The 12,679-nt window shown below is 61.3% G+C and carries 7 protein-coding genes; 5 read left to right on the forward strand and 2 right to left on the reverse strand.

Annotated features, from left to right (window positions below; all coding sequences use genetic code 11):
- Positions 1-94: 94 nt before the first annotated feature.
- Positions 95-1,453, forward strand: coding sequence for a class II fumarate hydratase (locus ACZIRK_RS22965; RefSeq protein WP_349645050.1), 1,359 nt, complete (start codon positions 95-97; stop codon positions 1,451-1,453).
- A gap of 235 nt (positions 1,454-1,688) precedes the next feature.
- On the opposite strand, the gene ACZIRK_RS22970 is transcribed toward ACZIRK_RS22965, so the two are convergent.
- Together ACZIRK_RS22970 and nagA are read right to left on the reverse strand one after the other, a co-directional pair.
- Positions 1,689-2,891: an aspartate kinase gene (locus tag ACZIRK_RS22970; protein WP_130223290.1), complete on the reverse strand. Its 1,203-nt coding sequence runs from the start codon at positions 2,889-2,891 to the stop codon at positions 1,689-1,691.
- Positions 2,892-4,076, reverse strand: coding sequence for an N-acetylglucosamine-6-phosphate deacetylase (gene nagA, locus ACZIRK_RS22975; protein WP_130223292.1), 1,185 nt, complete (start codon positions 4,074-4,076; stop codon positions 2,892-2,894).
- Positions 4,077-4,194: 118 nt separating this feature from the next.
- Here nagA and ACZIRK_RS22980 point away from each other — a divergent pair, with 118 nt between their 5' ends.
- From ACZIRK_RS22980 to ACZIRK_RS22995, 4 genes are all read left to right on the forward strand, one after another.
- Positions 4,195-5,118, forward strand: coding sequence for a glucosamine kinase nucleotide-binding domain-containing protein (locus ACZIRK_RS22980; protein WP_463328144.1), 924 nt, complete (start codon positions 4,195-4,197; stop codon positions 5,116-5,118).
- Between the two features lie 19 nt (positions 5,119-5,137).
- Positions 5,138-6,106: an N-acetylmuramic acid 6-phosphate etherase gene (locus ACZIRK_RS22985; RefSeq protein WP_130223324.1), complete on the forward strand. Its 969-nt coding sequence runs from the start codon at positions 5,138-5,140 to the stop codon at positions 6,104-6,106.
- The gene (locus ACZIRK_RS22990; protein ID WP_474418530.1) at positions 6,103-7,116 is read left to right on the forward strand and encodes an SIS domain-containing protein; all 1,014 of its coding nucleotides are present in this window, start codon (positions 6,103-6,105) and stop codon (positions 7,114-7,116) included. The genes ACZIRK_RS22985 and ACZIRK_RS22990 overlap by 4 nt, the downstream gene beginning before the upstream one ends.
- A gap of 442 nt (positions 7,117-7,558) precedes the next feature.
- Positions 7,559-12,679 (forward strand): DUF4082 domain-containing protein (locus ACZIRK_RS22995; protein WP_463328146.1); only part of this gene is annotated, 5,121 nt, incomplete at its 3' end.

Below are 12,679 nucleotides of genomic sequence, written 5' to 3' on the forward strand. Positions count from 1 at the left end.
AAACTGAACTTAATCTCCGGTTTCGAGTCTCCACGGGAGGACAGCCAACGTGGTCCAGTCACGCATCGAACATGACGCATTTGGCGCCATCGAAGTGCCAGCCGATCGCTATTGGGGCGCGCAGACGCAACGCGCGCTTGGGGTATTTGAAGTCGGTGACGAGCGTTTTCCTGTCTGTCTGTTTCGCGCTTTTGCTGTGCAGAAGATCGCGGCGGCCCGTGCCAACGTTCGGCTCGGCGCGCTTGATCGGGCGATTGGCGAGCCGATCGAGCTGGCTGCCGTGGAACTGCGGGAGGGCCGCTTCGACGATCATTTTCCATTGACGATCTGGCAGACTGGTTCTGGCACGCAGACCAACATGAACGTCAACGAGATCATTGCCAACCGCGCCAACGAAATGCTGGGTCAGCCACTCGGCACGAAGGCACCGATCCATCCCAACGATCACGTCAATTGCTCGCAGTCGTCCAACGACAGCTTTCCAACGGTGATGCACATTGCCGCCTCGCTGGAGATACGCGACCGCCTGCTGCCGGCTTTGAAGACGCTGCGCGACGAACTCGCGGCGAAGGCCGTATCTTTTTCGGACGTCGTGAAGATCGGACGCACGCATTTGATGGATGCGGTTCCCATGACGATGGGACAAGCTTTTCAGGCCTTCTACACCCAGATCGATAATTGCATGGCCCGGATCGACGATGCGTTGCCTCGCCTCCATGTCGTCGTGCAGGGCGGGACCGCGGTCGGATCCGGCCTCAACGCGGCCGCCGGCTTCGACGTGGCGTTCTGCGATGAACTGAGCGCATTGAGCGGCTTGGCCTTCACGTCCAATCGGAGCAAGTTTGAGGGGATGGGCGCACACGACACCCTGGTTGAAGTTTCCGGCACGCTCAACACGCTTGCAGTGTGCCTTCTCAAAGTCGCGAACGACATCCGGTTTCTGGGTTCAGGCCCGCGCTGCGGCCTGGGTGAGCTCGTCATCCCGCATGACGGACTGACCTCGTCCATCATGCCGGGCAAGCGGAACCCGACCATCGCAGAAGTGGTGACGCAGGCTGCCTTTCAGGTGATCGGCAATCACGCGACCGTCACGGCAGCGGGCGCGTCGGGTAACTTCGAGCTCAACGTCGCCAAACCCGTGCTGATCTACAACATCCTGCAGTCGATCCGGATTCTGGCGGACAGCAGCCGGACGTTTGCGGTGCGTCTCATTCATGATCTGGATATCGACCGGCAGCAGCTTGATCGAAACGTGTCGAACGCCCTTCTGCTCGCGACCGCTCTGAATCCGATCCTTGGTTACGACAAGGTTGCGAAGATCACCGCCAAGGCGTTGAGCGATTCCACGACACCGCGCGAATCTGCGGTGGCGCTCGGTTTTCTTAGTGCCGAGGACTATGATCGTCACGTCGATCCGCATATCATGGCAGGGATCGGAAACAGAAACCGATAGGTGGCGATTTTGATTCCAATGCGAACGATGAACGCGATTCCGTCTCGCGGGCGATCGCGCTCCAGCGAGTCCACGCCTCCCCCAGATTCATAAGCGCGTCGCGGGCACTAGCCAGCCAGTGTCACAATCCCATGTCGGACATGGTACACACGGGTCGCTGCAATGCTGGTATTATGATGTCGATGGTTTTGCGAGCGCCCGGCTGTTCGTGACCGAGCTTAGCTCGCGCTCGGCTTTATGCGTGCTGGACAAGCGAATGCAGCGCCTTGACCGCGGCCTCGCGGTTCTCCACCGGGACGAACAGACTGACCGAATGCGGCGACAACACGTAACTGTCGGGGACGATCCCGTGTTGTCCGAGAACCTGCAACGCCCTGAACGGCAATTCCGACGAAACGCCGCCGAAGCAGGTGAGACTGACCGAGCTTGAGGCTTCGCGCTGCGTGCGCAGATCCTTGGCGTGCTCCAGCGTGCGGAGCAGGGCGTCGAGCCACTCTGCATCGCAGGCCACGGTCATGCTGGTTTTTCCCAGGGTGAAGCTCGAGGCGAGGAGCTGCGGCCAGGACAGGCTGCTTTGCTTGAGATGTTGCGCGAATACTTCGAAGCCATGATTGAGATCGTTGGAATCGATTTCCACATGCTCGATGCGCGCCATCGAGTTGACGGCCAGAACCCTTCCGTTTTCCATGCCTGCAACCTCCTTCATCACTTGCGTGCTGTGTTCGACGCCGCCCCACCGCTTGATGACCAGCGGCACATCCTGACTTTGCGCCAGCTCTACGCTGCGAAAATGCAGGATCTTTGCACCCCAGAAGCACATTTCGGACAGGGATGCGAAGTCCACTCGCCGCAGGGGTCTTGCATCCGGCGCGATGCGCGGATCGGCCGAACAAATTCCGTCGACCTCTTTGATGATTTCACAGCGTTCGGCTTTCAGCGCCGCGGCCATCGCAACGGCCGTGGTGTCGCTGCCGCCCCGGCCGAGCGTGGTGATTTCCCTGGTCGCCGGGTTCACGCCCTGAAATCCTGCCAGCACCACGACGCGACCGCGATCAAGCTCCTCACGCACGCGAATGGGCCGTACATCCAGAATGCGTGCCGAGGAATGCGAGTCGTCGGTCATCACACCGGCCTGGCTGCCGGTGAAGCTGATCGCGGGTACACCGAGGTCGGCAAGCGCCATGCTCATCAGGGACATGCTGATGCGCTCGCCGGTCGTCAGCAGCATGTCGAGTTCACGGCGATTGGGAGCAGGACTTACCTGATAGGCCATCTGGATCAACTGGTCGGTGGTCTTGCCCATGGCGGAGACAATCGCCACGACACGATGACCGCGGCCTTGCAGGTCGGCAAGACTGCGCGCGACCGCGCGAATTTTCTCCGGTGTTTCGAGACAGACACCGCCATATTTTTGCACGATGATGGAATGGTTGCGCATCTAACCTCGGTGAGAAGCCTCGCCCGTCTCGTCCATTGAACCGACACCGCCTATCCATGTGCCGACGACTTCAAAGTTCGGATTGAAGGCGACAAGGTCCGCGCGGTATCCAGGCGCGATCCGTCCAAGCACGGACTCAAGGCCCAGGAATGAAGCGGGCGTCCGAGAGGCCATGATGAGGGCATCGAGAAGAGAGATTCCGGCGAGCTCAACAGCGTTGCGCACCGCCTCGATCATGGTGAGGTGAGCACCCGCGAGGCTGCCATCGGGGCCAGTCAGGCGATTTTCACGCAACGTGATTTGCCTTCCCTGCAGCGTGAATTGTCGGTCGTTCGTGCCCACGAGTGGCATGGCGTCAGTGACCAGCATCAATCGATCGCGTCCCTTGCAACGGAAGGCAACACGCAAACCGGCGCGGTCAACGTGGATGCCGTCGCAGATGATCCCTGCAAACAGCCGGTCATCCCAAAGCGCGGCGCCCACCAAGCCCGGCTCCCGGGCGTTCAACTGCGACATGGCATTGAACAGGTGGGTCACCCCCGAGACACCGCGATCGACCGCCTGGCCGATTTCGGCTGCGGTGGCGTCGCTGTGGCCGGCCGCGATACGCAATCCGGCGCCAATCAATTCATCGATCATGGACGCGGGCACGCATTCCGGGGCCAAGGTCACAATGGAGCGGCCGCGGCCCCCAAAACTTTTGATCGCGGTGAGATCGCGCCGATCGGGCACGCGTATCTCGGCTTCCGGATGAATGCCCTTGCGAGACCTGTTGAGGGCCGGCCCTTCCAGATGAAAGCCGAGCACGCCGGGAATCGTCAGACAAGCCTGGGCGACTGCAGCCAATCGCTCGATGACCTCGCTGCGATCGGTGATGAGGGTCGGCAGGCAGCCCGTGGTCCCCTGCTTACGGTGCGCCTCAACGATGCGTCGAACGCCAGCCTCCGTCGGCTGGTCGTTGAGAAGAACGCCCCCGCCTCCGTTCACCTGGATGTCGATGAATCCGGGTGCAAGGATCGCGTCTGCGGGAAGGTGGATGGAGGCGTGTGCCGCCGCCTCGCCGAAGGTGATGCTTTCAATCCGCCCCTGCGATATCCTGACCGACCCCGGGCCGCGCATGTCGACACCATCAAAGATGTGTTGCGCGGCAATCGAGAGAGAGGCGGAAGACCAAGCGTGGCCCATCTGTATTGATCCGAGAATGGCAGTCACGGACTCGTGAGGCGAGTCTGGTACAACACCCCATATGTACACCAAGCGGCTTCGGGAGGGACCCGGAGCGAAACCCTGGCGTTAACTTTCCATGGGAACAAAAGGTACCACGTATCTCGGCATTGATGGCGGCGGAACCCGCTGCCGCGCCCGGATCGAGGACGAAAGCGGCAGGGCGGTCGGTGAAGCGAGCTCCGGACCTGCTACGACGCGGATCGGCTTCGAGAAGGCCTGGCGGTCCATCATGGAGGCCACCGAAGCGGCAGCCGCACAGGCCGGACTGACGCACGAGGATTTCGCGCGGATGCACGCCGGATTTGGCCTTGCCGGAATTGGTCGCCGGGGCGCGGAAGCGGCGCTCAACAAGATCGCGCATCCCTTTGCGTCTGTCATCTTCATCAGCGACGGCCTCGCGGCCTGTCTCGGCGCCCATAGCGGCGCGGAAGGGGCCATCGTGGTAGCCGGTACAGGCTCGGTGGGTGTCGGCCTGATCGACGGCCGCGAAATCCGTCTCGGCGGTTACGGCTTTCCCGTGTCGGACGAAGGCAGCGGCGCTGACATCGGCCTGCAGGTTGTTCGATTGGCACTGCGGGCCGCGGATCGCCGCGGCGAGCTGACCCCATTGCTTTCAGAGGTGCTGGGTGCATTCGATCATGACCCCTATCAGGCGGTGGCTTGGTCTGAAGAAGCCAGAGCCACGGACTACGCTGCGTTCGCGCCGATCGTGATGCGCCACGCCAACCAGGGCGATCCGGTCGGCCGTCGCATTGTCGAACGCGCGGCCGATGCCATTGGCGATCTGCTCGATCTGTTCCTGGCGAGAGGAGTTGACCGGCTCTCGCTGGTGGGCGGACTCGCGGATGCCATTACCCCCTGGCTGACGCCTGACCTGCGCGCTCGCCTGAGGCGTCCCGACGCCGACGCGGCGGCCGGCGCGTTGCTGGTGGCGCGAGGGCGGCTTGACCTGCCCAAAAGAGAAACCGACCATGAACAGGATTCAAAGTTCCGCGTTTGATGGCGCACGGATCAACTATATGGCCACCGAAGAAGTCGATCCCCGCTTTGCCGATCTTGATGCATGGTCGCTGACGTCAGCGATGGAAGCGATGTGGGAGGGCCAGCTTGCGGCAGTCGCGGCGATCGGCCATGCCCTCCCCGCGATCACTGCGGCGACCGAAGCGGCCAAGGCGGCGCTGGGCGATCACGGACGCATTGTATATGTCGGCGCCGGCACCTCGGGCCGCGTGGCGGTCCAGGACGGCGCCGAGTTGCTGCCGACCTTCGCCTGGCCCAACGAGCGCGTCCGCTTCATCGTCGCCGGCGGAGACAGCGCGTTCGTCACCAGCGTCGAGGGCGCGGAGGATGATGTCGATGATGCGGTCACGCAAATCAATGCCGCGCGGCTCACACCGCACGACGTGGTGATCGCCGTTGCCGCCAGCGGGACAACACCATTCACGGTCGCGGCGCTGCAGCAGGCAGGCTCTTTCGGTGCCGTGACGATCGGCGTCGCCAACAATCCCGGCACCGCACTGCTGGCATCGGCAAAGTTTCCGATCTTGATCGAGACCGGCTGCGAGCTGATCGCTGGCTCGACGCGGATGAAGGCGGGCACCGCGCAGAAGGTTGTGCTGAACCTGATCTCTTCAGGGATCATGCTGCGCCTTGGCCGGGTGTATCGCGGCATGATGGTGAACATGCAGCCGACCAATGCCAAGCTGAAGCGGCGCGCCGAGGCCATGGTGGCGCAAATCGCGCAATGTGATCCGTCCCACGCGGCACGCTCGCTCGAGCAGGCCGAGGGAGACATCAAGACGGCTAGCCTTCTGGCGTTGGGTGTCGACAGGGTTGATGCCGAGACCATTCTGAAAAACTGTGACGGCAACCTTCGGCACGTGTTTGCCGAGCTCGCCAAGGATAGTGACAAGGATCGTAACAAGGATGGTGACCGGCATCCCAAGGGAGCAGCGGCGCGCAAGCAAGGCGGAGAGATTGACCCGTGACAACATCCGCGATGGCGAGCGAAATCGGGGAAAGCGCGGATGTCGTCGCCAAGATTGTTCGTAACCGCCCCGCCACGCGCGACATCGCGCAGCGAATTGGGATTGGCTCCGCGCCCCTGTGCGTTGTGTGCGGCCGGGGAAGCTCCGGGCATGCGGGGGTTTTCCTAAGATACCTTGTCGAGACGCGGCTTCGCCTGCCCGTTTCCGCCAGCGCTCCTTCGGTGATCACGGCATTTCGTACGCCCTTGATGCTGCGCGATGCGCTGTTCGTCGTAATCTCGCAATCCGGGCGCAGCCCGGATCTTGTCGCGGCGACCAGGTCGGCGCGATCAGCGGGCGCCCGCACCGTCGCCATCGTCAATGCGACGTCGTCGCCGGTGGCTGACGCAGCGGAGTTCGTGATTCCGATCGAAGCCGGCAAAGAACACTCCGTAGCGGCGACCAAGACCGTGATCGGCTCGATGGCCGCCAGCGCCGGACTTGTTGCCGAGCTGGCGGAAGATCGTGCGCTGCGGTCAGCCCTCGACAGGCTGCCCGAGCGCCTGCACCGCGCGCTGGCGCTCGACTGGTCCGGGATTGCCGATGATCTCGCCAAAGCGTCGGCCGTGTTTGTGGCGGCGCGGGGCCTGGGCCTGGGCTCGGCGCGGGAGATCGCGCTCAAACTTTCGGAAATCCTGCGCCTGCCTTCCATGGGTCTGAGCGCCGCCGAGCTGCAGCATGGGCCGCGGGCCGCGTTATCATCGCGCACGCCGGTTATCATGATGCGCCTCATGGATGAAACGGCGGCCACGGTGGACGCGCTGGCAGAAGAATTGCGCGCACAGAAGATCGCGCTGCATCTATGCGGCGGACCGCATGGCTCGCTGCCCTGGCTCGCCGAGGATGACCCCGCAACCGACCCGATCACCATGCTCGTTCCAGCCTATCGGATGATCGAGCAGACGGCGCGCGCGTGCGGATTTGACCCGGATCGCCCCCCTCGCCTGAGCAAGATTACCGAGACGTTTTGACAGGTACTGCCGTTGACTGGCGACCGAAAGCTGGACCACCGCCGCGCCAGTTTCGCAGAACAAGCGACCTCATGAAAACGTAACAAATGCGACAAAGACCAAACGAACCAGCAAAATCAACGAATTCGCGGGTGTCCGCGTGCTCGACACGGTCTGGTTGCAGGTTGGTGTGATATTCAAATGATAACGAAACAATGGCGAGACAGGAGGCTCGATGCGGCCGCGACGGGCTTTTGCTGCAAACACCAGGAGCGTTAGCGACAGTCCGACCACTCCATCGCGCGAAAATTCATCCCTGATCCAGGCCTTACCTGTCTCTAACGTCGTCCCATTTTTGTGATTAATAAATTTTAAATATTTAATTGACGTCTAAATTAAACGAATTAAACATTTAAAACTGTGTCACTCCGAATACTAAATCGATTGTTCGAGGGTGATTGCCATGCTGACACAGACGCCGAGCCTTTTGTCTGGGGAGCCACTCCCTGTTCCTCTGCCGCCAGAGGCCGGGCTTTCTTCCGTGAACTCGACGCAGACTTCGAATGCGACCCCATCCGGCCCTCCTGTCGGTTCGAGCACTCCTGCGGATACCGGCAGCCTTACAGCGGACCCGCCGCCGAGTGATCTGCTCGCGACGACGTTGCCCGAGGCGGCGACGACGGCCAACTCAGAGGCGGAGTTCAATCCGCCGGCGTCCGAAACGGCGAGCGAGCCGAAGCAAGACCTGATGATGGCTCGAACGGTGCCCGACAACTTGGCCAACCTCCCTCCGAGCACGATCGCCCACTGGAGCAATCCGGGCGGCGGGTCCTGGAACGCCGCGACGAACTGGACTACCGGTGTCCCTGGGCGTGCCAATAACGTGGTGATGGATGCGGCTCGAGCTTATACCGTCACGAGCGCGAGCAGCGTCGACATAAACAACCTGGTCGTCCATTCAGGCGTGAATTTGTCGAGCAATCCGGGCACGCTCTTCACCGTCGAAGGCAGCGTAGCCGATAACGGAATCATCCGAGCCGGCCCGTCCGATGGAAACCAAATTTCCACCGTAGATATCAAAGGCAACGTCCACGGCACCGGATCGTTGCACATTTCAGACCAGGCAGTCCTCGAGATCGGAGGTGCTGTTTCCGGACAACTGACAAAGGGGTCGTTTTCCGGGATCATCGTATCTTTCGACGCGGCAAATGGTGAACTCGTCCTCGATGATTCGGCGCAGTTCCAGGGCCTGATCACAAGCTCGTCGCCGGGGGCGGCGCTTGCGGCGGGTCAGCTCATCGATCTGAAGGACCTTGCGTTCACCTCGTCGATGTCGACGTCTGTTCAGTACGACGTCACCTCAAACACCAGCAAAGTAAACTTCAGCAACGGTTCTACCGCCATCTCCTTGCTATTTTCCGGACAGCATTCGACCTGGACTCTGAATAGCGACGGGCATGGCGGCACCGTTGTCGCCGATCCCTCTGGCACGCATCCGTTGGAGGCGGCTCTTGCGCCGAGCAACATGGTCGGCGCGTCGTCCGCAACCCTGGCGCAGTCGGCCACAACAGACCCGACCGGTTCACCGGGGACGAATGCGTCCCCATCCGACCCTCCTGTCGGTTCGAGCACTCCTGCGAATACCGGCAGCCTTACAGCGGACCCGCCGCCGAGCGATCTGCTCGCGACGACGTTGCCCGAGGCGGCGACGACAACGGCCAACTCAGAGGCGGAGTTCAACCCGCCGGCGTCCGAAACGGCGAGCGAGCCGAAGCAAGACCTGATGATGAGTCGAATGTTGCCGGACAACTTGGCGAACTTCGCTCCGAGCACGATCGCCCACTGGAGCAATCCGGGCGGCGGATCCTGGAATGTCGCGACGAACTGGACTACCGGTGTCCCTGGAGTTGCCAATAACGTGGTGATGGATGCGACTCGAGCTTATACCGTCACGAGCACGAGCAGCGTCGACATAAATAACCTGGTCGTCCATGCAGGCGTGACTCTGTCGAGCAATCCCGGCACGCTCTTCACCGTCGAAGGCAGCGTCGTCGATGCCGGAATCATCCGAGCCGGCCCGTCCGATGGAAACCAAATTTCCACCGTAGATATCAAGGGCAACGTCAACGGCACCGGATCGCTGCACATCTCAGACCAGGCGGTTCTCGAGATCGGAGGTGCTGTTTCCGGACGACTGACAAAGCGGTCATTTTCGGGGATAACCGTATCTTTCGACGCGGCAAATGGTGAGCTCGTCCTCGATCATTCGGCGCAGTTCCAGGGCCTGATCGCAAGCTCGTCGCCGGGGGCGGCGCTTGCGGCGGGCCAGCTCATCGATCTGAAGGACCTTGCGTTCACCTCGTCGATGTCGACGTCTGTTCAGTACGACGTGACCTCAAACACCAGCAAAGTGAACTTCAGCAACGGTTCTAGCACCGTCTCCTTGTTGTTTTCTGGAAAGGATTCGACCTGGACTCTGAATACCGACGGGCATGGCGGCACCGTTGTCGCCGATCCCTCTGGCACGAATCCGATCGTGCAGGAAAACCAGTTGCCGGGCACGCCGAGGAGCACCTGGTGGGTCAATCCAGGTGCCGATTCGACTAACCTCGAGGGATTCACGACCGCGATCAGCACCAATATAGGCGACACGGTGCAGTTCAAGATCGATGATCTGACGGGCAGCTCGAACTATCAAATCCAGATTTATCGACTTGGGTACTACGGAGGAAACGGCGCCCGTCTGGTGACCACGCTGCAACATCAGGGCACGGCCCCGGTCCAGCCGGCCCCGACCACGAACCCGGCGACCGGAGAGGTCGACGCCGGCAATTGGAGCGTCACTGATTCATGGTCCATTCCGACCACGGCCGTATCAGGCGTTTATGTCGCCAACGTCGTCCAAGGCACTCAAGTTTTCCAGATTCCGTTCGTCGTCAAGGATCCCAACTCCACAAGCGACATCGTCTTTCAGACGTCTGATGAGACCTGGCAGGCTTACAACGGTTGGGGCGGCGCCAGCCTATATGGAGGCAACGGTCCTTCCCAGGGCGGCGCGGCCTACGCGGTCAGTTACAACCGCCCGATCATGACCCGGGATGGAGTAGGTCTGTACGCAAATTCAGATGATAGTGTGTTTACAGGCGAATACCCCGCAATCTACTGGCTGGAAGAAAACGGCTACAACGTAAGCTACATTTCCGGCATGGATACAGCGACCAATGGCGCGTTGCTGCTCAACCACAAGGTGTTCATGGATGCCGGACACGACGAATATTGGACCGACAGCCAGGTCGCGAATGTTCAGGCCGCGGCAAACGCGGGCGTCAACCTCACGTTCCTCAGCGGCAACGAGATCTTCTGGCAAACCCAGTTCACACCGAGCATAGACAGTAGCAAGACAGCCAATCGCACACTGGTCACCTACAAGGACAGCCACTTTGAGCAATTGATCAACCCTAGCGGGCAGGGGACGGGCACCTTTGAGGCCCCCACCAATTGGGGCGGTGCCGCCATGCCGTCCAATGCGCTGACGGGAACGGTGTTCTCGGTTGACGAGAGCGGGAGTCTTGGGACCATCAAGATTCCCTACAGCATGACCCAGTTGCGTTTCTGGCGCAACACAAGCGTCGCGGCCACGACACCCGGCCAGACAGCTTCGCTGGAAAGCGGCCTGCTAGGATATGAATGGGACTCCTCTCCTGATAACGGCTTCATGCCTGCCGGCCTGATCGACCTCTCTTCGACGACGGTCCAGGAATCGTCGGCGTTCAATACGGAGTTCGGGAACGTCGACACAAGCGGTACCGCAACCCACAATCTGGTCGAGTACCGTGATCCCACCAGCGGCGCGCTGGTGTTTGGGGCGGGCACCGTCTTTTGGTCATGGGGCCTGTCAAACCAGCACGATTCTTCGCCGGACGGCAATCAGACAAACGCCGATCCGAACGTCCAACAGGCGATGGTGAATCTGTTTGCGGACATGGGCGTCCAGCCGCAGACGCTGCAGGCAAGTCTGGTGATCGCGAGCCAGTCGACCGATCACACCGCGCCAACGTCCAAGATCACCAGCGTGTCATCCTCGTCCGTGATCGAAGGCCAAACCGTGACCGTAAGCGGTACCGCGACTGACGTCGGCGGCGTGATTGGCGGCGTTCAGATTTCGACCGACGGTGGAAAGACGTGGCACGTGACGAGCGGTCAAGTTGGCACGCAAACAGTCAATTGGACCTACACTTTCAATGCGCCGGCCAAGGGGTCGTACAGTATCGAAACCCGAGCGGTCGATGACAGCCTAAATCTCGAGACACCGGGTTCCGGCGTGTCGTACACGGTTTCACCGTCCACGTCCCTCAACCTGTTCGGCTCGAGCGCCACGCCTGCTACGGCTGATGTAAGTGACCCACACGGCGTGGAAGTCGGTCTCAAGTTCACGTCAAGTACCAACGGCCAAATCACCGGGATCCGCTTCTATAAGGGGTCCCTGAACACCGGCGCCCATGTGGTTGATCTTTGGAGCGCCAGCGGCACACTGCTGGCGACCGCCACGTCCACCAACGAGACCGCCAGTGGCTGGCAGCAGGTCAGCTTCTCCAGTCCTGTGAACATTGTTGCAGGCACGACCTATGTCGCCTCGTACCACATGACCAATGGCCAATACTCAGATACGCCTTACTATTTCGACACGCTCCAAAATCCGACAAACGGATCTCTGTCCGCAACGGCTAACGGTCTGAATGGCGTTTTCGCCTATTCCTCAGGGAGTATCTTCCCCACTAATATCCCTGCCTCTGGCGACAACTACTGGGTCGATGTCGTCCTTAACGATACCGGCTCGACGACCGAGACGCCGCCGGTGCTGGTGACCCAGACCGCCAACCAGAATGCGGTCGTCGGCTCGGCCTTCTCGCTGACGCTGGCTGGCACCTTCAACGATCCCGATGGCGGTGCCCTCACCTATTCGGCAACCGGCCTGAACGGCGCGGCGCTCCCCTCATGGCTGACGTTCAACGCGGCGACGCAGACGTTCAGCGGCACGCCGGCATCGGCCAATGTCGGCACCCTTGGCGTCCAGGTTTCGGCCACCGATCCGGCCGGCCTCTCTGCCAGTGAGACCTTCAATATCGCCGTGACCACGACGTCCACGACGGTGAGCCTGTTCACCGCGTCGAACACCCCGACGCAGACCAGTTTGAACGATGGCTCCGCGCTCGAGGTCGGAGTGAAGTTCACCTCGTCCACTGCCGGCCAGATCACCGCGCTCAAATTCTACCGCAGTCCCGGCGATACCGGCACCGATCTCCTCGACCTGTGGAGCTCGACCGGCACCAAGCTTGCCAGCGCCACCTTCACCAACACCACCGCAAGCGGCTGGCAGACCGTGACCTTGGCGACGCCGGTCTCGATCACCGCCAACACCACCTATGTCGCGTCCTACCACACAAACGGCGCGTATGTAGCGACCAGCAATTTCTTCACCAACGCCGTCTCGAGCGGCGCGCTGACGGCGCCCTCCTCCGCCTCGTCCGGCGGCAACGGGGTCTATGCCTATGGCGGCACCAGCACCGCTGGGATCTTCCCGACC

The sequence above is a fragment of the Bradyrhizobium sp. Leo114 genome, from assembly GCF_055229415.2.

What these genes read in the sequence shown, in the direction of transcription:
- ACZIRK_RS22970 (WP_130223290.1), bottom strand. Translation starts at nt 2,891, where the DNA reads ATGCGCAACCATTCCATCATCGTGCAAAAATATGGCGGTGTCTGTCTC.
- nagA (WP_130223292.1), bottom strand. Translation starts at nt 4,076, where the DNA reads ATGGGCCACGCTTGGTCTTCCGCCTCTCTCTCGATTGCCGCGCAACAC.
- ACZIRK_RS22980 (WP_463328144.1), top strand. Translation starts at nt 4,195, where the DNA reads ATGGGAACAAAAGGTACCACGTATCTCGGCATTGATGGCGGCGGAACC.
- ACZIRK_RS22985 (WP_130223324.1), top strand. Translation starts at nt 5,138, where the DNA reads ATGGCCACCGAAGAAGTCGATCCCCGCTTTGCCGATCTTGATGCATGG.